The following is a 20,649-nucleotide window of genomic DNA, read 5'->3' as shown; positions in this document are numbered from 1 at the left end:
TAGTTTACTTGCGCTTACGATCAAATTTTTGCCAGTATTGAAATTCTTCTTCGTGCACCTCAAAGTCTAATTCTTGCACTCGCGCGGCTAGCCGCTGTTGTGCATCGGTTACGGCCTGGTTATAAATAATCGGGCCAATCTCTTCCAGAAAATAGCTCAGTAAGGCGTCTGCAGCGAGGTTGCCGATATTCTCATCCATGTTTTCCTGAAAGTAACGCTCAATGGAGGAGATTGCTCTGGTGCGGATCTCTTTTGGGATGTTGATGCTCATGATTTGATTGAAAATTGATAGTCCTGAATAAGTGGTTGCAGGTATTTTGTTGGTTGCTGCTAGATGAATTGACCGGCGGCGTATCCGCGCATTACGCCAAATTATTCCAGGCGCTACACCAGCCTTTTGCAGTGACCAGCTTATCAGGGAATATGGAGCATGCGCCGCTGGCATCGCTCGATTTACCTTGATAAAGAGCGCAATTCGCGCATTCTTGTCCGACGACATAATCAGGAAATTTCTTGCTATCGACTTTGCTCGCATCAGATTTATAGCCCAAGCCAATTGCCGTTGGATCGCTTTCGCTGAGCAGGGTATTTTCTGCACTAAGCTGAGAACCGGCTAATGCGCTACTTGCCAGACTAATCTGGAGGATAAATTGGCGGCGGCTGATCATATATTTTCCTGGTTTGGTTGAATAATTTAGGGCTGATCCAGTGAGGTTGAAATATCCTCGAATGGATATGTAGAGGACGAGATTATCGCAAATTGATTCACACAATCTTATATTTTTATGTGAGCGTAATGAGTCGCGGCGATGCGCTCCTCTTCTTATCGGTACCCAAACACCCATTCTAAGACGATGTTAATTTGCCGATGCGAATTAATGACGCAAACACATGTCAATGTTTTATGATTGTATAAACAGGTAGCATTCATCCGGGGGTATTTTTAATGGCAACGGTTAGAGAAGGTAGTAAAAGCGTCTTGCTGGTCGTCGATGTGCAGGTCGGTGTGATGAAAAGTGCGTGGGATGCACCGAGAATTATCAATAACATTGCGCGCACGGTGGAGCGCGCTCGCATGCAGGGAATTCCGGTAATTTGGGTTCAGCATGCCGATGAGGATTTACCGTATGACAGTCCGCAATGGCAATGGGTGCCAGAGTTAGTGGCACTAAAGGATGAATTGCTCATCCACAAGCATTTCAATTCGTCGTTTGAGCAAACAGTGTTAGACGAGGAGCTTGCCCGGCTTGGCGTAACGCATATCGTGCTCGCCGGAGCATCAAGCAACTGGTGTATTCGCGCCACGGCCTACGGCGCGCTGGAACGTGGATACGATCTGACGCTAGTCAAGGACGCCCATGCGACCAACAGCATGGATCTCGATCATGGCACAAGGCTTGAGGCATCAAGTATCATCAGCGAGCTCAATATCGCGATGACCTGGTTGAGTTATCCTGGTCGCGTTAACGGTATTGCGACGGCGGAGACGGTCGATTTCAGTCTGCTTGGTGGTGTTCGAAAGTAAGATTGATTTGATCATTTCACATTTCACATTTCGCAGTTGGTAAAGGAGACCTCGTATGTCCGACCGAACCATTCAATTGCACCGGGTATTACGTACTAAGCCTGAAAAAGTGTATCGCGCCTTTCTTGAGAGTGGTGCCATGGCAAAGTGGATTCCTCCATATGGCTTCACTTGTACGGTGCATCACATGGATGCCCGTGTCGGAGGTACATTCCGCATGTCGTTTCATCACTTTTCTAGCGGGAATAGCCACTCGTTTGGCGGCGAGTATCTGGAGCTGGTGCCGAACGAGAGGATTCGCTATACCGATCAATTCGACGATCCTGGTTTGTCTGGTGTGATCGAGGTGACTGTGACGCTCAAGCCTGTGTTATGCGGGACGGAGCTCTGCGTAACTCAGGCGGGTATTCCGGATGTCATACCGCTTGAAATGTGTTATCTCGGTTGGCAGGAATCGCTAGTCCAACTGGCGGCGCTGGTCGAGCCTGATATTCCGGGGTAATTATGAGCACTGATTTTTACCAGGTGGTATTGGTTAGTATTGATCAGTTTCCTCAATGAGATTAGCCCCTGTTAGTGCGACCTGCCATGGAGGCCTCTGATTGGGGCGGCACACTGAACCGGGAATCGGATGTCGCTAAAGTTCAGATTTCAAGGTTTTTTCAAATATATATACTGGGATAGAGTATATTTTCATCACCCCCATAAAACATGCGGAATTGGCACTAAATTAGCCAATACTCCCCTAAAAATAGAGTTTAATCGGCTTAATCCAGAAACTTCCGGCTCATTGGCGGCAGACTTCCGTACAATATCGCTTTGTTTTACCAAAAAGAAGAATAAGCATGTCCATACAATGGTTCCCCGGTCACATGAACGCTGCGCGCAAAAAAGCCGCAGAGACCATGGAAAGTACCGATCTGGTGATAGAAGTGCTCGATGCACGTATCCCGCAAGCGAGCTGCAATCCCATGGTTGAGCAGTTGCGTAATTTTCGTCAGCGTCCCTGTCTGAAAATTTTGAATAAAAGCGATCTGGCCGATCCGCATGCGACTAAGGCATGGCTGGATTTTTATAATGCGCAAAAGGGCGTGCATGCGGTTGCACTGAGTTGCAAGAAGCCGTCGGATGTCGCCAAAGTACCCGGTCTGGCGCTGGCGCTGGCACCGCACCGAGGCGTACCGACCAAGCCTTTGCGCATGATGATCATGGGGATTCCCAACGTCGGTAAATCGACGCTGATGAATGCCTTGCTAAAAAAACGTGTGGCCAATGTGGGTGACGAGCCTGCGGTGACTAAGGTGCAGCAACGCCTGTACCTCGGCAAGAATATGATTCTGGTCGATACGCCGGGTATGTTGTGGCCAAAGATTGCGCATCCTACCGATGGCTTGATGCTGGCGGCGAGTCATGCGGTCGGCGTAAATGCCTTGATCGAGGAAGAGGTCGCGACCTTTTTGGCAGAGCGTTTATTGCTGAATTATTCTAAATTTCTCACCGCCCGTTATGGCTTTTCTACAGACGGTATCGATGGCGTTAGCGTGATCGAAGGCGTGGCAAAAAAACGTGCGTATCGACTCAAGGGCGGTGAGTGGGATCTGGAAAAAGCCGCGCACACTCTGTTACTCGATTATCGCAGTGGCGCGCTCGGTCGCGTCAGTCTGGAGACGCCTGCAAGCCGCGAACATCTGCTGGCAACTTATGTGCCGCCAGTGCTGCTCGGTCAGGGCAAAACGACGGATGTCTCGCAAGGTGAACAGGGCGAGCTGGATCCGCTGCCACGTCAATAAATAATCGGTGAGCGGCGATGATCTCTTTCTTCTTCCGCTTGCTGTTTTGTTCCGCCATGTCCTATGTGGCGTGGAAAATCGGCGCTATTCTTGATGAAAAATACGCTCCGATCGGACTGTTAATCACATCGCCCTTATGGGGGCATTTATTTGCCCGCGATCTGCTGGCAATTCTTCCTGCAATCAAATATTGGGCCGAGTATGCTGCGCTACATAAATGGCAGGGCAAATACTATGTATTTGACGGCTACCATCTGCGCTTTTATCTGGTTGATGATGTGGTATGGGTACCGCTGAAAGACGTGTCTGAGCTGATCAAACCAGTGGTCGCCGAACGCGAGTTACGTCTGCTCGGTGCTGACTATGCGACGATCCCCGAACATACGATGCTTGGCATCACCGAGTCAGGTTTGTTGAAGTTGTTAATGGCACGCACCGAACACCGGCGCGTCGATCCGCAAATGATACGGCTGAAATTATGGTTGTTAAGCAGCGCATTGCCGAACGTCAAACGCTTGCCCGGATCGCGGGCAAATGCCAAATAGATTGCCGAAAAATGATCACAGGTGAATTTTACCCCGCTCCTTAATGTGATAAGCGATTGGTAAGAGATTAGCAAAAATCTGCATCGCAGCGGTTATCGTATGATGCATTGGGCCTAGCGGGGGAGTGGTCGCATCGGATGGCATGGTCAATACCAGCTCTCTCAGCCGTTGATGACCTTACGCGCAAATGATTCCAGATAATCCATCAATGATTCTGCGGCTTTGACCGCTTGTTCTTCATTGCCCTTGGCAATTGCTTTGGCAAGTAACAGGTGGCAGCGCGCACCCTCTTCAATATCACCTTCATGCTGAAACGCATACCAGAAGCGGCGGCATTTAATCACTAAAGGCACGACCGCCGCGACAGCAGAGGGATTGCGGCAAGCCTCGTGTACCACATGGTCGAGCGCCTGATCTGCTGCCATATAGGCATTTAGATCCGCGCATTTGGCGGCAACGATCATGTGATTCGCACATTCGACCATGTTGATACGATGCTGAGGTGTCGCGCGGCGGGCAGCACTACTGGCGATCAGTCGCTCGATCACGCGGCGGGTCTCAATCAGCGTCATGTGTTCAGCGGCTTCGATATCGCTCACTATTAGACCGCGGCGCGGCAATTGTTCTATCAGGCCGTTCGATGACATGCGCATCAATGCTTCGCGTAGCGGCGTGCGTCCCATGCCTGTGAGGTCGACTAAATCGGCTTCGACGATGGGTGAGCCTGGTTTGAGTTGCAGCGTAACGATCATGCTCTCTATCGCATCGTAGGCGATATCGGCGGCGCGTAATTTCGGGGCCGGAAGACTCAGTGGCGTCATTGGTGCTGGGGGCGACTTGGGGGCTGTGGCAAACATCGGGTATCCGAATTCTGTATTTTGTATGGATTTTATCGCTAATTTTTCGAATTTTACTTTGTAATTTTGATGTTTTATCAAATTCTTACTTGTTCTGTTTGTTTGGGCACGGATTTGTCATGCAGACCCGTGCCGGTGTTATCGTGAGAAATGATGATGGAGGCCGGTGACGACCTGCCACTCTGGCTTAGGTAGCTTAGGTTGTTTAGATGGCTTAATTAGCCTGAAGATAGGCCGAGACGTCAGGGCGGGTATCGAGTGCCTTGCGCACGATTGCGCTTACCCGGTCACGTTCTGCGCCGATCAGAGGCTGGCGTGGCAGGCGGACATTTTCATTGCCGACACCAACGAGTGCTTCGACTAGTTTCAGGTTCTGGACGAGCTTGGTCGACACATCGAGATGCAGCAGAGGCATAAACCATTGATATAGCTTCAGCGCTTCGTCGTAACGTTTTGCCTGCATCAATTGATAGAGCGCAACGGTCTCTTTGGGAAATGCAACAACCAGACCTGCCAGCAAGCCGTCCGCACCGACGGCCAGCCCTTCAAATGAAAGGTCATCGACTCCCATGAATAACTGATAGCGGTTGCCTACAGCGTTGCGCAGATCCGTGATACGTCGGATATTGTCGGTAGATTCTTTGATCGCCACCAGCCATTCGCAATCGGCCAGATCCTGGAAGTCTTCGGGCGTCAGGTCGACTTTGTAGGTTACCGGATTGTTGTACACCATGATGGGCAGTTGCGCTGCTTTGGCAATGGTGCGCAGATTGTCTTTAGCCTCGCGTGCATCGGCGGCATACAGCACGGATGGCATGACCATAAAGCCCTGCACTCCCATCTCTGCTGCGCGCTGGACAAAGCGTACCGCATTGGCGGTGCGGGTTTCAGAGACGTTGACCAGCACCGGCACTCGCTTGTCGGCAACCCGCAAAGCGATCTGAGCAATCTCTAGTTTTTCATCAAACGACAGGGTGCTGGCTTCTCCCAGGGAGCCGCAAGTCACCAGGCCATGCACGCCGCTCTCAATCTGGAAGGCGTAATGCTTTTCCATCTCTGCATGATCAAGATCCTCATTGGCTTTAAATTTTGTGGTGACTGCGGGGAAGACACCGTGCCATTTCCTGTTGTTCATGCTGTTTCCTTGATGGTTGATGATGTTAGTGATGACTTTATTGAATTCGCTTGATTTATTGGACGAAACTTTTGAGCGACGCTGGTCAGTGATGAAGTGGAAGTCTCAGTGCGGGTTGAAGCTCATTAGCTCATTCGATATGCTAATATACTTTAAATATATTTACAATATATGTGAAATGTTGCATGATATTCAAAATATTGTTGAATATTTATCTTGTTGTTGTTGTTCCATGTAAAATGAATAATATTAATTATCCTTAAAATAATATTCACGGCCACCATTCATGCTTATTGATTCCATGCCCATCACCTCCAGCGCCGACGTTAATTCCAAGCGACATCAGATTGCGAATGAAATTGCCGACGTTTTTTTTGCTGAAGCTTTATTTGATGCGATGCCGGATGTTGTCTTTTTCGTGAAAGATATGGCAGGGCGTTATGTGGTGGTGAATCAGACTTTGGTCAATCGGGTCGGCGAAAGAGAAAAATCAGCGTTAATTGGCAGAACTGCTGCAGAGATTTTTCCGGCGTCTTTGTCGGTAAATTACGATGAGCAAGATCAGTTGGTATTGAACGGTGATGCCGCACTCAATGATCAGCTAGAACTGCATCTATACCCGAATATGGATCCCGGCTGGTGTCTGACCAAGAAGTTACCTTTGCGCGATGTGAATAATGTCATCATCGGCTTGACCGGAATCTCACGCGATCTGGCGATGCCGGATCAGCGGCATCCGATTTATCATCAGATAGCTGCTGCAGTAAGACACTTGCATAGTCATTACTTTCAGAATATCCAGATGGCAGATCTGGCGCAGCTGACAGGCTTGTCCGTGGCTCAGATTGAACGGTATTTCTATAAAATATTTGCTTTGACACCACGTCAGATGATAGTCAAGATTCGCCTCGATGCAGCCTCATCGATGCTGGCTGATCCGACAAAGACCATTACTGATATCTCCGCCGCATGCGGTTATCAGGATCACAGTGCGTTCTCCAGAATGTTCAAGTCTACCGTCGGCATGACGCCGAGCGATTACCGCGATGTTGTATTGAGTCGCGCTTAAACTAGCTCCGCCGCACCGCGGAACGCTGTACCTGGTGCAGATCTTTTTTCGACGATCCTAGCTAATTTTTCTTTAGCGAATTCCCCAGATGAACGGATCGTTCTCATTCAGAAGTAAGCTCGCTTCGGCATTCACATAAGCGCGACCGCGTATGCTGGGCAGAATGCTAGTTACCTGAGCGTTGTCCGGTGCGCGTTTGTATGAGGCTTCAAATACGCTGCCGATGATGCTCTCCTGCCGCCAGATTTCGCCCTCTGCCAATTTGCCATCAGCTGCCAGACAAGCCAGCTTTGCGCTGGTGCCTGTGCCACAAGGCGAACGGTCATAAGCTTTGCCGGGACATAGAACAAAATTCTTGCTATGGTTTTGCGACAAGTCCGGTGCTGCAAACAGTTCGATATGATCGATCACGGCATCGTTTTCGCCAGTAATGCCTTGCGCCTCAAGTGCTTGCCGTACTCGCCAGCAATAATCGGTGAGGGTATCAATATCCGCCCGGTCCAAGCTCAGTCCATGTGTTGCGATTAAAAAGAACCAGTTGCCCCCCCAGGCTATATCACCGGTGACTGCGCCTATTCCATCGACTTCAAGCGTCACTGCGTGGCGATAGCGTCGTGCAGCGACGTTATGTACGGTCACGCTATGATCTGCATGCAGTTCGACTTGCACAGTCCCTACGGGAGTATCAATACGATGCTGCCCAATATGGATTTTATTTTGATAGGCCAGGCTTGCAACAAAGCCGATCATGCCGTGACCACACATGCCAAGGTAGCCGACATTATTAAAAAAAATCACACCCGCCGTACATGAGCTATCGTGCGGTGCGCAGGCCAGGGCACCGACGATAACATCGGATCCACGCGGCTCACAGACTGTGGCAGAGCGGTAGTGATCGAATTCTGAGCGAAACCGCACCAGCCGGTCTGCCAAGGAGCCGGCACCGAGATCCGGCCCGCCATCGATAATCAGGCGAGTAGGTTCACCGCCTGTATGGGAGTCAATAATGGATATTTTTTTCATGCGATCAGCATACGATATTGTTTTGCGGATGTCTTGACGAAATTCCACCGTAAATATGCTGAATTGAGCATAGCAAGCATGACCATAATGTCAGCCTGTCAGTTGCTAAATATTTCATCTTCTCAGGTAGGTCAATTCTGCTGACTTACAGCAGATTGATAGATTGGGTAGTGCACATAAAAATTGCCATGCGATAATGCACGTTGAATTACGAAAAAACCATCACCTTGCATGAATTTCGGACCACGACAACGCGAATCATCAATGCCTGATCCAGTAACCAAGCGCCTGCTGACAGGCGTGCTGATATCGCTATTGATCCACGCCTTCGTGCTGTCTTTGCAGTTTGGCATTCCCGGACTAGGACTACCCGGCATAGAAATGCCCTGGGAAAAGCGGCTAGCTCCGACCCCACCGACCCCTTTACGTGTACAAATTGCGAACACCTTGCCAGCAGCGCAGACCTTAGCGTTACCGCCACTACAATCTTTGCCTGTGCCTGATGTGCCGGTTCCGCCGTTACCATCAAACCCACAGCAAGCGCTGGTCACGCCGCCGCCAGTGACGGCGATACAACTTGTCGCGCCGGCGATTCCCAAGCCTGCTCTAGCACCGACGAAGTCGACTGCCGTGAAAAATAAAACAGCGCTCAAAAAAATAGCCAGATTACCTGCGCCGCCGATCTCTAGCAGAAGCGCGACACCAGTTACACCTGAAGATGTGCCCGAAAATCCTCCACGCATCATTGCTCAGGATGAGATGAAGGACGACAGCTTCGTGGTTCCATTACCAAGTCCGGAAGAGCCGGAGAGAAAAAGCACACCCAAGCCAGAATCGAAACCAAAACCGGAGAAACAGGCTGAGCCAGTCAAGCTTGCCGATCTGCCCGAGGCTCCTGATCCAGCCTTACAGCAAGCGGCGGAGGCGGCTAAGCTAGCTAAATTGGCGGATGAGAAAAAACAGGCAGAGATGATTCAGCAAGAAATTGTCCAGCAAAAAAAACTCAAAGAGGAAATGCGCCAGTTAGCTGAGGCGCAAGTACAGCAACAGCAACAAAAATTCGCAACAAAAAAACTTGAAGAAGACAACCGCCAGTTAGCCGAAGAAGTAACACGTAAACAAAATGAAAAATTGGCGGAGCAGGCCGCCAAACAGGCTGCCACGCTGGCTTTGCAAAAGCAGCAGCTAGAAGAACAGAACAAACGCACCCAGGAGCTGGCGCAACAGCTACGGCAGGACGAATTAAAACGTCAGCAGCAAGAAGCTGTGCGCCTGGATCTGGCACGTCGTCAGGACGAAGACAGCAAACAAAAGCAGGCACTTGACTTACAGCTACGCAAACAGGCTGAGGAGCTCGCTCAGCAACAAGCCATTGCAATAGCGCGTCAAAAGCAGCTCGAAAAACAAATGGAAAAGCAGGCAGAAGAAATAGCCCTGCGTCAAAAACTTGAGAAGCAGGCAGAGGAACTCGCCGCACGACAAAAGGCAGAAGAGCAGGCGCGTCAACTAGCCGAGGCGTTGGCGCAAAAAGAACGAGAACGTGTTGCTCAAGCAGCTCAGGCAAGCTCCGGACAAGCGAAATTTGAACCAAGAACCTTAGCGCCGCTTGGAAATAATAGTAGTGAGCGTAGCGGTGATCGCAGTGGCGATAGCCTGGCCGGCGCTGGTAATGACAGAGGGGCAGATAAGGGAATCGTCTTGCCCAAAAATTTACTCAGCAGCGATCTGGCTAGCCGCGCCTTGGATCAGGCACGTGGTCTCGATTTGTTGCGCGGTAATCCACCTGTGCCGCGATCCACGGAGGATATGACTAAATCCCGTCGTCGTAGTTTCCTGGGTAGCGAGGATAAAGAATTTCCAGTACGGATGTATGTAGAGAGCTGGCGTCAAAAAATTGAGCGCAATGGTAATTTGAATTATTCGCAAGTGGCAAAAGACAAGGCGCGTGGCGATCCGGTCGTGACCGTGATTATCCGCAGTGACGGCAGCGTAGAAGATGTGGTGATCAACCGCTCCAGTGGCAGGGCTGATCTGGATGAGGCGGTACGTCGTATCGTCAGGGTCAATGCACGTTACGCCGCATTCCCGCCAAATATCGCCCTGAAATATGACGTCATAGAGATACGCCGTGTTTGGAATTTTGATGAGACTTTAAAAATTCTTGAAGAGATGCGGTGATTTTTTTCGGACATGTAGCATCATTGTAAAAATAAAAAACACACGTCACTCACGCAGAATCTGTGTCAGTAATTCTTCTGGATTGAATTGACTGTTTTCTTGTAATTGCCCGTCACCTTGTGCTTGCCTCATTGCGCGTAATGCCAGCCAGGTGAGTACGTGAGCTTTTCCGCTAGGAACCCACAAGGGCTCTCTCAAGCATGTTGCCAGGTTTGTGAATGGAACACGCACTGTATGACCTTCCCAGTTATCGTGTATATCATCGAGTGTTTTAGCACTGATTCCGATACCGATTGCCGCACATTGTATGAAGCCATTACTACTTTCTTTGACCAGTGACAGAAGCGGAATATCGTCGAGTTCGATCGTCAACTCAGTTTCTTCCTGCACTTCTCTTTGTATGGTTTTCAAGAGATTCAATTGTCCTTGATCAAGGTCAAGTTGCGGATGCATTGCACCGCCGATTACATGCCAGTGATTCGGGTGAGTGACGACACTTTCAGAGCGACGATGCAGAATGAGTTCCTGCGTTTCTTCACATACGAGCAACGCACTTGCACTCAGGATTGCTGGTTGTTGCGATTGATCCCGCAGGCTGCAAATCCCGGAGAAATTGATTTCCTCTACTTCTAAGCAACTTGTATTGCTCAATGCTGAAGTAACAATCAGATGCGGATCATCTGGCCTATTTATTGCCGCTAGCCGTGTGGCATGTTGACGGCTTGCTGCCAGTTCAGCAGCAGACAAACTCGTGTGTCCCGTGATTTTAATGGAGGGGGCTATCGTAAGAAACGCAATGAATTCCAGCGTGTCGCCAAAATAATGTTGGAATTCCGGACGACGTGTTTGAAGTAGAGTGGGGTCGATAGGCATGTCGGAAAAATCCGGTTGTGGCAAGATGGTGATATCAATTGAGATCAATGGCATCGTACTTTGCTTTAGGGATTTGGTGTCAGTCAGTACGGTCGTTTCAATCATTTCACTCATTCTAACAGGCAAGGAATATGCGGATTCTCATCACAGGTGGTACTGGTTTGATCGGGCGACGTTTGTGTGGTGCGCTGCTGGCAAAGGGGCATGAAATCACCGTCTTGAGCCGGCGACCTGCAAGGGTCGGCGATGTGTGCGGGCCGGGTGTGCGAGCGATGGCAGCGCTCAGTGAATGGACCCCGGAAGTACAATTCGATGCCGTAGTGAATCTCGCCGGTGAGCCGATTGTTGATGCACGCTGGACGGCAAAACGGCAGGAAATTTTACTCGATAGCCGGGTCGCATTGACACGCGATCTGGTCGCCTGCATGGCGGTTGCGAAGAGCAAGCCCAGCGTTTTTTTGAGCGGCTCAGCGATTGGCTGGTACGGTGACACTGGCGATCAATTGATTAACGAAAACGGCGTCGCCGGACTGGATTTTGGGGCGCGTTTATGTGTGCAGTGGGAACAGCAAGCAGTCAAGGCAAATGATCTCGGTATTCGTACAGTGATATTGCGTACTGGACTGGTTTTTGATGCAACTGGCGGTATGCTGCATAAAATGCTGCTGCCTTTTAAACTCGGCCTGGGGACGCGTCTTGGCGATGGTCAGCAATGGATGAGCTGGATACATATCGAAGATTATGTCGCGGCATTACTGTTCGTTTCAGAACAAACTAATGTGAACGGTGTCGTCAACATGACGGCCCCTGGCGCGGTCAGGAATGGGGAATTCACGCAAACTCTAGCTGATGTGTTACATCGGCCTGCATGCCTAGTCGCACCTGCTGGTTTATTGAAGATGGCGATGGGAGAAATGGCGATCTTGTTGTTAGGCGGGCAGCGGGTGATACCGCAGGTCTTGAACAAGGCAGGTTTCGTATTTCGCTATCCGGTGTTACAACCTGCCTTGAAAAATTTATTGCAAAAAGAGTGAGTTGTAATGCATCGGAATCAGTGGTTATGTTTGCCGATAAATAAAGTGGGATGCAAATCCGGACTATGGCAATGCCGCTGGCGCAGACAGATAACGTTCAGATAAAGTCTTGTACTGACCGCCATCTGTATTGATCGTCGTCTGATGACTTTCTCCGGGGCTGAAAACGACACCCAGGCCGCCTGCGCCAACCAATTCACTCGCATGCGTCAGAAAATAACGTACACGATTGTCACGCCACGCACCGGACGATCCTGATTGTGTCGCCGCGACGCCCAATGGGGTTTGCCACCATAAAATAGGTAGTTGCAGACCTTGATAAAAACTTTTTGCAATCACAAAATGCTCGGAAAAATTGGGTGAGGTCTGGTTTGTTTCATCCCAGTACCAGTTGCTTCCGTCTCGTATGCAATAGCTGGGTTGCGGCTTGGTTTCAAAGCATCCAGCGTCCCTGTCTAGCGTCTGCATAACGATAAAATCAGCTTTGCCCGCACCGAACTGCTGCATGAAGCTCAGGTGCGATGATTGAATATCGCCAAACAAGGCAGGTGGAAAACCGACGTACGCATTCGGTGCGTATTTTCGCGCAATCTGTAGCAGGCAACTCGCTACCCCGCTGACATTATTGGCGAGTGTGCTGCAGTCAGCATCGGTGTTCACATAGGCAAAGACGGTTGACGGATCATTGTTGGTCGAAGCGCGCTGCGCATAACCCCAGAAATCCGGCTCCAGATTCACCAGCGCGGGTTTGCCGTAGGTTTTGATTTGTTGAAACAGCAGGCGCACGTTTGCCCAGTATTGACTCATAAAGCTGGCGTTGCTGAGTCCGCTTAAATTGCCATCCCCGTTAGCCGCCATCTGGTACAGGGTGAACATGGGTACTGCGCCGATGGTGTCAGCGTTTTTGGCAACGACTTGAATGTAGGCACCTGACGGACTATTCCAGGTTGGCCAGGCACCGGCACCTACACCGGTCAGGTACATGTCGTAGATGTCAGGTTTAAGCGTTTGTTTTTGCATTGACGCCAGATCGACAGAGCCGAGGCCTAGCAGCAACCGCGACGATCTGCCCCAGCGAGCGGCGAGCCATGCGGCACGTTTTTCAAAAGCAGCTGGTGGCGTGTCTGGCACAACTACGGTACCGGTGTTCGTTCCCGTTGTTGTGCTTGTAGTGGTATTGGTGGCTGTACTACTGGTCGCAGCACCACCGGAGCCGCCACCGCAACTCACAAAGAGTGGTATCAGGATCAGGTAAATTAAGGGACGAATTCGAGTCAGTATCATAAACGGCACAATAAATAATCAATCAGCGGATAATATCGCGCCCGGCTGGTGCCGGGATCGCGGAAAATGTAAAACATTATGACGGATGATTTTGAACCATGCAGAACCATACAGCCGACCCGGCCGACCCAGTCGCCCCACCAGTGATGACCAGGCGACCTGGTTGCGAACGATGCTTGCGTCCGCAATCGGCGTGCATTTGCCCTTGGGTTAACTGCATCAGCAGCGAGGTAGAGGTCGTTATATTGCAGCATCCCTTTGAGGTTCAGCATGCCAAGGGGAGCGCCCGTCTGCTACATCTTTGCCTGCAGGGAAGTCAGTTGCATGTGGGGGAGGTGTTTGATGAAAATTGGCTCCGCACGATATTGCAGGCAGGTGACAGGCATAATGTGCTGCTGTACCCAGAGACGCCGCAAGGAGCATCGCCAGGAATGCAGCCGGCAACTTTGTTGGATCCGGCAATACTGGAGCAACCTCATTTATTACGCTTGATCGTACTCGATGGAACCTGGCGCAAAAGCCGTAAGATGCTGTATCAAAATCGTTTGCTGCAGGCTCTGCCGCGTGTGACTTTATGTGATACGGGAGAATCGCACTATCGGATTCGCAAAGCGCATAAGCCTGATCAGTTGTCCACCTTAGAGGCGACATGTTATGCGTTAATGCAGCTAGAGAAATCGCATGAAAGTGAGCAAAGATCCGTGATTCTGTTGACGGTCTTTGAGCAGTTTATCGCACAGCAAGAGGCGATGCAGGCGATGTATCAAAAAGGATGTATGTAAAGAGAGTTTTTAAAACATCAGCACCTTGATTAATGCGCCTTCCGGAGTCTTTTCGGGCTGAAGGCCGCATGGAATGAACGGATTCTGTTTTGGGAATGCGATTTATTCTGATGATACTGACTGTTTTTGTTGATTGGCAGCGTCATGCCCGTTGTTATCAGGTTAAACCTTCGGACGCTTCACCGCGACGCAGGCAATGCTTGCCGCTTTGTTTGCCCGAGTACATCGCAGCATCTGCGCGCTTTAGCAGGCTGATTGCATCATGCCCGTCTTGCGGCGCTAATGCATAACCGATGGTGAGGCCCACACTGCAAATCTGTTCGCGTAGTTTGAATGGCATACTGAACGCATCAAGTAATTTATTGCCGAGATCGTGTGCTTGCTGCACATTACTTAATCCCATTGACATCACGACAAATTCGTCACCGCCGAGGCGCGAGACGATATCAACACTGCGTAAATTGGCTTGCAGTCGCTGTGCTACAGCGATCAGCAACTCATCCCCGATATCATGTCCGTACTGATCATTTACTTGCTTAAACCCGTCGAGGTCGAGCATGTACACAGCGAGTATGTTATCTGATGACGCATGTGGCAGCAGATTGTTCAGGTTGGTATTGAGTCCGCGCCGGTTCGGTAATCCGGTTAACGGGTCGGTGTGCGCCATAGAATGTAGTGTATCGCGTTCACGCGTTGCATTTTGTGCGGCAGTATGCAGCGCTTTGGTGCGCAGACCGAGGACGCGCATGAATACCAGCATATCAAATGTCGCACCGAACTGGAATGAATGTAAGGTCCAGAAATTCGCCGGGATACTACCCTTGATAACACCAATCAGAATAGCAGTAGTGACAAAATATACGACCCAGGCGCTGAGGAAGTAGCCGCCTACCGTATCACCACGCCGCGCCCTTGCAATAGCCCCCGGCATGCCCATCAGAACTGGCGTCATGCCAAGCGTACTGATGATGGCGGTCACGATATGGATGTCTATCATATCGAACGAATAGAGCGCAGCGAAGACCATCGTCAGGCAAGCGCCGCCTTTCATCATGACGCTGAAGTAACGATTGCGATCACGTCCTGCCAGTGCTTGCTCGATAAAGAGGAAGGAGCCGCATGCGGCGATCAGTGCAGAAAGACCACCGGCGTGTAACTCCATCCAGACGTTGTCAATCCAGACGTATTGAGCACCAACACCAAACTGTAGCAGGGAAAACATCAGGCTACCCGTCAGCAGGATGGCGTATTTCAGGAACAGATGCTCTCCCAGACTGAACCATTGAGCGAGACTATACATGAGCAAACATAAGGCCAGACCTGTCATCAGTCCCTGCAGCATTTGCTCATTCAGTGCACGTGCATGGAAATTCGACGGCTTGTTTAAACTGATCGGGACAATCATTGCTCCGACGGTTTCTACCCGCAGATACAGAGTGTAATCGGTATTTGGTGTAAGTTTTAATCCCAGTGCATGTGAACGGCTGGTAATTGGACGTTTTGAATAGGCTTGCATATTACCGAGCAAGGCGTGTTGTACTTGCAGGTTATTCTGTGTCAGATAAACGTCGATTTTATTCAAAGCCGCATAGTCAATATCCAGCACCCAGAGACCATTACTGGCAGAGGAAACGGTAAATGGAATACGCAGCCAGACGACGTCTTTGCGCAGACCCAGAGTATCTGCGGAAGTTTTTGGCGGGGTGAATGGCGATTGATCGGCAATGACCTGATCCAGAGTCAGCTTGCCTAGCGGATCGGACATGATATTGACGGCGGACCATACATTGACGACGGGATTTGCGTCGCGTAGCTGCAATATCTTCTGTGAAGCAGTCGTGATAACAGGATTTACCGGTTCGGCTGCAAAGGTTTGTGCAGCAAACAGCCATACTATAAGACAAACGATAAAGTAGTCAGGCAGGAACTGGCGGCCAGCAAAACGTCTGACGAAATTTGTCCAAAAACGGATGACCTGATACTGTCGGCTTCTCATGAGTTGCAAGATGGGATACTAAACCTGTAATGATGGAAGCGATTGGATTACCCTCATGTCCTGGGGCGCAAGGCAAAAGAAATAGTATCGTGGTGCTGAGCTTTTTCTGTCAAGCGCCATTTTGGACGAAGTTACGAGTATTTCATGAAAATTGTACAGAAGATAATGCAAAATTATTATTTCAATCGTTTGTAGTCGCATTAATTTTTTACCTCTGACAAATTTTCATCAGGAGCAGATTTTTTTTCAATCATGTCGGCTATTTTGGTTTCCAGAGAGTTCATCCAGCCGGGAGCTTTTGGATCAGATGACCAGCCAGACACCATCGTATTCACATTAGATAAAAGATGCTCCGGCAGTTTGAGCGGACGCGTCTGATCCATCAGGATGTCACTCATAAATTGTGTACCGAGTACGCGGGTAATGAAGCGGGAGATAGAAAATTCCGGCAACATCAGGCGTACCACGCCATCAATCGCTGCCGTGGCTAGCATGAACACGCTGAAAACGAATTTTGGCAACAAGCCGACGCGTTGATTAATACCGAGATCTTGCGCTGTAGAGGGGCCGCACAGGTAGCGTGTCATCAGAACTGGAAAAGGTTTGATCAGGCGAAAAGGAATAACGGATTCCATCGTTGCCATCAGCGCTACACCCAGACCCGGACGTGGGTCTGGTGAGATCGGCTCTGCACGCCCACGGGCTTGCATTTGCGCGAACATGGCTTCGGCTTGCTCCATGTCGTCAGCCATTAATTCACGGCGTATTCCGAGGATATGGCCGACTACGTTCCAGCTATGCAGGTAGGCAATTTCATCGTCTTGAGATAAACCCAGGCCAAGACGACGCAGGCTGCGTAAGAACACATAACCGAAGGTCAGCAGAGTATAGGCGAGCTCTTCCTGGTTGCACGGTAAACCGTCTTCACCTAATTTCCAGCCGTGTGCAAACAGCGCCTGGTACATATTGTTCGAGGTTTCCGGCAGGGCACTTGCGGCCAGCGGCGGGATGATGCCGGCATCTTGATCATTTTGTTTGTTACCCAGCGCTGAAACGACGTCTTCAGGTTTGCCATGCAAAATCAGATTACGGATTGTCGCGTGAATCAGACGGACTTTGAGAATTTGCGCAATGCCGCTGCCATCGGGGCTGGTGAGCCCACCTTTCATCATGACGGGGAAAATCATCGCAGCCGTTGAACGTATTCTGTATTCGGTGTGTTTTTCCAGTTGTCCGGCGACATGCAAGACGGCGGATAAATCAGGGATCACATAGCATTCTGGCAGGCTTGAGCAAAACAGCAGAGTGCATGACAGCATGCCGTAATCGATAAACAGCGTTTCGGCACGACGGATTTTGGCAAAATCTGCCCACGCTGGCAAAGTTTGACCGCTAGCCAGATAGGTTTGTAATGCTTGAGTGATTTCTGCCGGGGTGCTGCTGTCAGCCGGTGCCCAGTGCTGAATACTGGCATTGGTTTGCCACTGATCAAACTGCTGATTCACGATACCGATTTTTCGCCATTGCATTGCGTGGCTGGCGAGGTGCGTAATACCGCTGGCAGACGGTGCTGTCCATGTGCCGACAATGTCAGCAATAGCGGTATCTGCTAAAGGATCGGCCTGGTACTTTGACAGATCAAGTTGCGCGTCGCTGATTTTGCTGACTGCGACGACATTTGTTTCGTGAATATTCCACTGCCGCCAGCCTGCCCAGGCGCAGAGCAGAGGAATGCCCATCACAAACACTGTCATACTACGGATTTCGACCGGATAGCCGACCAGTAACTGGAATACCATCGCGCTGGCATACAAACCCATAGGCAGCAATGCATCGCGCTTGCTGTAGCTGCTCCCAGCCTGTAATCGAAGATCCTGCGTGGATAAGCGGAAAGTCAATAAAATCATGAGTGAGACAAAGACCCAGCCAAAAAAACCTTGGATCGTTTCGCCAAACCACCAGCCATCGGTTTTTGTCATGATCCAGGCTTTCAGCTTGAACACCATGTAAGGGTCTGCGCCGAGATCGAATGCGGTGACCAGCATTGCCGCAAGAAAAGACATAAACAGGATATTGCTGTAGCTTGATCTGGTGTCGACCGGTGTACGCCATACGATCAGATTGCTGATCACATAGCAGGAATAGGTCAGTGCAAACCACATCAGCGGGATCACTGCCGGTACATCGCCCAACCGCCATCCAAGCACATCGGTATAAACATAGCTGCCAAAAAACCAGCCGCGTGATGATCCCATCTGTTCGGCAAACCAGCCAAAACTGACTGCGATCAGCATGAATTTCAACGCAGTTTTTGCACCCAATAAATGCGTTGCATTGACCCAGCACATCGCAAACATCAATACCGAACTCGCGACGATAGCAATCGTTGTTTCACTGTGCGTACGCAAAGCCATGACGATTAAAAAAGCAGAGAAGAGGAGGTAACCGAGAACAGACCAGCGCGTCAGAGAAGATTTCATAGTTGCTTTTGAATGTGAGCGTTGAAATAGGGCTTAATGTATGGACTTAGCTGAATCGGCCAATGCGCGAGCGCAGGTCAATAGGTTCTTGGTAAATAGAAATATTTGCGTTGAGAATCTTACTCTATGAATACGGCGATGTGTGAATAATCCAATAGACTTGTCGCGAATGACGAGCCTGCAAAATATTAAATGATTGACGTCGCGCTGTTGTAGCGTCAGATAGGAATTGAAGTGCAGTTGAACCTGAAAAACGAAACTTAAAAACGAAACTTAAAAACAAAAAAGCCTCACAACAGAATTGTGAGGCTTTTTTTAGCGCCTGATTTGGCACTAAGTCAGCACTACATCAGTGCCAGGCTTAGTGCGTGGTCAGCAATGTAAGTCCTTGCGGAATTACATCATGCCGCCCATACCACCCATACCGCCCATGTCATGACCGCCCATGCCGCCGGCTGGTTTGTCTTCTGGCAGTTCTGCAACCAATGCATCCGTTGTCAAAATCAGGCCAGCAACAGACGCTGCGTTTTGCAATGCAGAGCGAGTTACTTTAGCTGGATCCAGAATACCCATTTCGATCATGTCGCCATAGGTATCGTTGGCAGCGTTGAAACCGAAATTACCTTTGCCGTTGATGATCGCATTGACCACAACGCTTGGTTCGCCACCAGCATTGGCAACGATCTCACGCAATGGTGCTTCGATGGCTTTCAATACTAACTTGATGCCAGCTTCTTGATCTGCATTGTCGCCTTTGATGACGCCAGCTGCTTCACGTGCGCGCAACAGTGCTACGCCACCGCCAGGAACAACGCCTTCTTCTACGGCAGCGCGAGTTGCGTGCAGAGCATCTTCAACGCGGGCTTTTTTCTCTTTCATTTCAACTTCAGTTGCAGCACCAACCTTGATCACAGCAACGCCGCCTGCCAGTTTGGCAACGCGTTCTTGCAGTTTTTCACGGTCGTAGTCAGAAGTTGCTTCTTCGATTTGCGCGCGGATTTGTTTAACGCGTGCTTCGATACCTACAGCCTGGCCAGCGCCATCGATGACTGTCGTGTTTTCTTTGCCGATTTCGATACGTTTAGCTTGACCCAGATCAGCCAAGGTAGCTTTTTCCAGTGTCAGGCCAACTTCTTCAGCAATCACTTGACCACCGGTCAGGATAGCGATGTCTTCCAGCATGGCTTTACGACGGTCACCGAAGCCTGGTGCTTTAACAGCAGCAGTTTTCAGGATGCCACGGATGTTGTTCACAACCAGAGTTGCCAGCGCTTCGCCATCAACATCTTCAGCGATGATCAACAGTGGGCGACCGGATTTTGCAACTTGTTCCAATACTGGCAGCAGGTCACGGATGTTCGAGATTTTTTTGTCGAACAACAGGATGAACGGATTTTCCAGGATAACGGATTGTTTTTCTGGATTGTTGATGAAGTACGGTGACAGGTAGCCACGGTCAAACTGCATACCTTCAACGATGTCGAGTTCGTTGTCCAGGGATTTGCCGTCTTCAACAGTGATCACGCCTTCTTTGCCGACTTTGTCCATTGCCTTAGCAATGATGTCGCCGATGTTGGCATCGGAGTTAGCAGAGATGGAGCCAACTTGAGCGATTTCTTTGTTGGTTGTTGTTGGTTTGGACAGAGTTTTGATTTCAGCAACGATAGCTGTAACTGCTTTGTCGATACCGCGTTTCAAGTCAGTTGGGTTGAAGCCAGCTGCTACATATTTGAAACCTTCGCGAACGATGGCTTGTGCCAACACGGTCGCTGTCGTTGTACCGTCACCAGCGTTGTCAGACGTGCGGGAAGCCACTTCTTTCACCAGTTGAGCACCCATGTTTTCCAGCTTGTCTTTCAGTTCGATTTCTTTAGCGACTGAAACACCATCTTTAGTGACTGTAGGCGCGCCGAAAGAGCGTTCCAACACGACGTTACGGCCTTTAGGGCCTAGTGTTACTTTAACTGCGTTAGCGAGAATATTCACGCCATTAACGATTTTAGCGCGTGCGTCATCGCCGAAAATTACTTGTTTAGCTGCCATGTTAAATCTCCAGAATCTTGAATGGGATTGTGATG

Annotated in this window: 18 protein-coding genes; 8 read left to right on the top strand and 10 right to left on the bottom strand. The window is 50.0% G+C overall.

Annotated elements, in window-relative coordinates:
* Positions 1-4: 4 nt before the first annotated feature.
* Positions 5-271, bottom strand: a complete 267-nt coding sequence (locus ACO0K4_RS17785) for a DUF2164 domain-containing protein (RefSeq protein WP_422958015.1) — start codon at positions 269-271, stop codon at positions 5-7.
* A 91-nt stretch (positions 272-362) separates the two neighbouring features.
* The gene (locus ACO0K4_RS17780; protein WP_422958014.1) at positions 363-668 is read right to left on the bottom strand and encodes a high-potential iron-sulfur protein; all 306 of its coding nucleotides are present in this window, start codon (positions 666-668) and stop codon (positions 363-365) included.
* 278 nt (positions 669-946) lie between these two features.
* Here ACO0K4_RS17780 and ACO0K4_RS17775 point away from each other — a divergent pair, with 278 nt between their 5' ends.
* From ACO0K4_RS17775 to ACO0K4_RS17760, 4 genes are all read left to right on the top strand, one after another.
* Complete coding sequence (locus ACO0K4_RS17775; RefSeq protein WP_422958013.1) at positions 947-1,525, top strand: cysteine hydrolase family protein; 579 nt, start codon at positions 947-949, stop codon at positions 1,523-1,525.
* A 55-nt stretch (positions 1,526-1,580) separates the two neighbouring features.
* The gene (locus ACO0K4_RS17770; protein WP_422958012.1) at positions 1,581-2,027 is read left to right on the top strand and encodes an SRPBCC family protein; all 447 of its coding nucleotides are present in this window, start codon (positions 1,581-1,583) and stop codon (positions 2,025-2,027) included.
* A gap of 343 nt (positions 2,028-2,370) precedes the next feature.
* Positions 2,371-3,315 (top strand): ribosome biogenesis GTPase YlqF, encoded by a 945-nt coding sequence (gene ylqF, locus ACO0K4_RS17765; RefSeq protein ID WP_422958011.1) that lies wholly within the window; start codon positions 2,371-2,373, stop codon positions 3,313-3,315.
* A gap of 17 nt (positions 3,316-3,332) precedes the next feature.
* Positions 3,333-3,860: a hypothetical protein gene (locus ACO0K4_RS17760; protein WP_422958010.1), complete on the top strand. Its 528-nt coding sequence runs from the start codon at positions 3,333-3,335 to the stop codon at positions 3,858-3,860.
* Positions 3,861-4,021: 161 nt separating this feature from the next.
* On the opposite strand, the gene ACO0K4_RS17755 is transcribed toward ACO0K4_RS17760, so the two are convergent.
* Together ACO0K4_RS17755 and ACO0K4_RS17750 are read right to left on the bottom strand one after the other, a co-directional pair.
* Positions 4,022-4,717 (bottom strand): GntR family transcriptional regulator, encoded by a 696-nt coding sequence (locus ACO0K4_RS17755; protein WP_422958009.1) that lies wholly within the window; start codon positions 4,715-4,717, stop codon positions 4,022-4,024.
* A gap of 214 nt (positions 4,718-4,931) precedes the next feature.
* Complete coding sequence (locus ACO0K4_RS17750; RefSeq protein ID WP_422958008.1) at positions 4,932-5,852, bottom strand: dihydrodipicolinate synthase family protein; 921 nt, start codon at positions 5,850-5,852, stop codon at positions 4,932-4,934.
* A 286-nt stretch (positions 5,853-6,138) separates the two neighbouring features.
* Here ACO0K4_RS17750 and ACO0K4_RS17745 point away from each other — a divergent pair, with 286 nt between their 5' ends.
* A complete protein-coding gene (locus ACO0K4_RS17745; protein WP_422958007.1) occupies positions 6,139-6,921 on the top strand; it encodes a helix-turn-helix domain-containing protein in 783 nt (260 codons plus the stop codon).
* A gap of 72 nt (positions 6,922-6,993) precedes the next feature.
* Here ACO0K4_RS17745 and ACO0K4_RS17740 read toward each other — a convergent pair whose 3' ends face one another.
* Positions 6,994-7,944, bottom strand: coding sequence for a proline racemase family protein (locus ACO0K4_RS17740; RefSeq protein WP_422958006.1), 951 nt, complete (start codon positions 7,942-7,944; stop codon positions 6,994-6,996).
* A gap of 264 nt (positions 7,945-8,208) precedes the next feature.
* On the opposite strand from ACO0K4_RS17740, the gene ACO0K4_RS17735 reads away from it, so the two are divergent.
* Positions 8,209-10,122 carry a TonB family protein gene (locus tag ACO0K4_RS17735; RefSeq protein WP_422958005.1) on the top strand — a complete coding sequence of 638 codons (1,914 nt, stop codon included), beginning with the start codon at positions 8,209-8,211 and terminating at the stop codon, positions 10,120-10,122.
* Between the two features lie 45 nt (positions 10,123-10,167).
* On the opposite strand, the gene ACO0K4_RS17730 is transcribed toward ACO0K4_RS17735, so the two are convergent.
* A complete protein-coding gene (locus tag ACO0K4_RS17730) occupies positions 10,168-11,100 on the bottom strand; it encodes an NUDIX domain-containing protein (protein WP_422958004.1) in 933 nt (310 codons plus the stop codon).
* 26 nt (positions 11,101-11,126) lie between these two features.
* On the opposite strand from ACO0K4_RS17730, the gene ACO0K4_RS17725 reads away from it, so the two are divergent.
* A complete protein-coding gene (locus ACO0K4_RS17725; RefSeq protein WP_422958003.1) occupies positions 11,127-12,029 on the top strand; it encodes a TIGR01777 family oxidoreductase in 903 nt (300 codons plus the stop codon).
* Between the two features lie 63 nt (positions 12,030-12,092).
* On the opposite strand, the gene ACO0K4_RS17720 is transcribed toward ACO0K4_RS17725, so the two are convergent.
* Positions 12,093-13,313, bottom strand: a complete 1,221-nt coding sequence (locus ACO0K4_RS17720) for a hypothetical protein (RefSeq protein WP_422958002.1) — start codon at positions 13,311-13,313, stop codon at positions 12,093-12,095.
* A 98-nt stretch (positions 13,314-13,411) separates the two neighbouring features.
* On the opposite strand from ACO0K4_RS17720, the gene ACO0K4_RS17715 reads away from it, so the two are divergent.
* On the top strand, positions 13,412-14,095 hold the full coding sequence (locus tag ACO0K4_RS17715; RefSeq protein ID WP_422958001.1) for a tRNA-uridine aminocarboxypropyltransferase: 684 nt from the start codon (positions 13,412-13,414) through the stop codon (positions 14,093-14,095).
* Positions 14,096-14,252: 157 nt separating this feature from the next.
* On the opposite strand, the gene ACO0K4_RS17710 is transcribed toward ACO0K4_RS17715, so the two are convergent.
* The 3 genes from ACO0K4_RS17710 to groL all read right to left on the bottom strand — a co-directional run bounded on the left by ACO0K4_RS17710 (position 14,253) and on the right by groL (position 20,614).
* A complete protein-coding gene (locus ACO0K4_RS17710; RefSeq protein ID WP_422958000.1) occupies positions 14,253-16,091 on the bottom strand; it encodes a diguanylate cyclase domain-containing protein in 1,839 nt (612 codons plus the stop codon).
* A 200-nt stretch (positions 16,092-16,291) separates the two neighbouring features.
* Entirely contained in the window at positions 16,292-18,571 is a 2,280-nt protein-coding gene (locus ACO0K4_RS17705; RefSeq protein WP_422957999.1) for a carotenoid biosynthesis protein, read from the bottom strand.
* Positions 18,572-18,967: 396 nt separating this feature from the next.
* A complete protein-coding gene (gene groL, locus ACO0K4_RS17700) occupies positions 18,968-20,614 on the bottom strand; it encodes a chaperonin GroEL (protein WP_422957998.1) in 1,647 nt (548 codons plus the stop codon).
* Positions 20,615-20,649: the final 35 nt, after the last annotated feature.

It is taken from the genome of Undibacterium sp. RuTC16W (genome assembly GCF_049339445.1).
Taxonomy (GTDB): Bacteria; Pseudomonadota; Gammaproteobacteria; order Burkholderiales; family Burkholderiaceae_D; genus Undibacterium.
This window is presented reverse-complemented; position numbering and strand designations above follow the sequence as displayed.

Coding starts and splice junctions, on each gene's coding strand:
- ACO0K4_RS17715 (WP_422958001.1), top strand. CDS start 13,412: ATGCAGAACCATACAGCCGACCCGGCCGACCCAGTCGCCCCACCAGTG.
- ACO0K4_RS17710 (WP_422958000.1), bottom strand. CDS start 16,091: ATGAGAAGCCGACAGTATCAGGTCATCCGTTTTTGGACAAATTTCGTC.
- ACO0K4_RS17730 (WP_422958004.1), bottom strand. CDS start 11,100: ATGATTGAAACGACCGTACTGACTGACACCAAATCCCTAAAGCAAAGT.
- groL (WP_422957998.1), bottom strand. CDS start 20,614: ATGGCAGCTAAACAAGTAATTTTCGGCGATGACGCACGCGCTAAAATC.
- ACO0K4_RS17750 (WP_422958008.1), bottom strand. CDS start 5,852: ATGAACAACAGGAAATGGCACGGTGTCTTCCCCGCAGTCACCACAAAA.
- ACO0K4_RS17755 (WP_422958009.1), bottom strand. CDS start 4,717: ATGTTTGCCACAGCCCCCAAGTCGCCCCCAGCACCAATGACGCCACTG.
- ylqF (WP_422958011.1), top strand. CDS start 2,371: ATGTCCATACAATGGTTCCCCGGTCACATGAACGCTGCGCGCAAAAAA.
- ACO0K4_RS17785 (WP_422958015.1), bottom strand. CDS start 271: ATGAGCATCAACATCCCAAAAGAGATCCGCACCAGAGCAATCTCCTCC.
- ACO0K4_RS17775 (WP_422958013.1), top strand. CDS start 947: ATGGCAACGGTTAGAGAAGGTAGTAAAAGCGTCTTGCTGGTCGTCGAT.
- ACO0K4_RS17760 (WP_422958010.1), top strand. CDS start 3,333: ATGATCTCTTTCTTCTTCCGCTTGCTGTTTTGTTCCGCCATGTCCTAT.
- ACO0K4_RS17770 (WP_422958012.1), top strand. CDS start 1,581: ATGTCCGACCGAACCATTCAATTGCACCGGGTATTACGTACTAAGCCT.
- ACO0K4_RS17745 (WP_422958007.1), top strand. CDS start 6,139: ATGCTTATTGATTCCATGCCCATCACCTCCAGCGCCGACGTTAATTCC.
- ACO0K4_RS17725 (WP_422958003.1), top strand. CDS start 11,127: ATGCGGATTCTCATCACAGGTGGTACTGGTTTGATCGGGCGACGTTTG.
- ACO0K4_RS17720 (WP_422958002.1), bottom strand. CDS start 13,313: ATGATACTGACTCGAATTCGTCCCTTAATTTACCTGATCCTGATACCA.
- ACO0K4_RS17780 (WP_422958014.1), bottom strand. CDS start 668: ATGATCAGCCGCCGCCAATTTATCCTCCAGATTAGTCTGGCAAGTAGC.
- ACO0K4_RS17705 (WP_422957999.1), bottom strand. CDS start 18,571: ATGAAATCTTCTCTGACGCGCTGGTCTGTTCTCGGTTACCTCCTCTTC.
- ACO0K4_RS17740 (WP_422958006.1), bottom strand. CDS start 7,944: ATGAAAAAAATATCCATTATTGACTCCCATACAGGCGGTGAACCTACT.
- ACO0K4_RS17735 (WP_422958005.1), top strand. CDS start 8,209: ATGCCTGATCCAGTAACCAAGCGCCTGCTGACAGGCGTGCTGATATCG.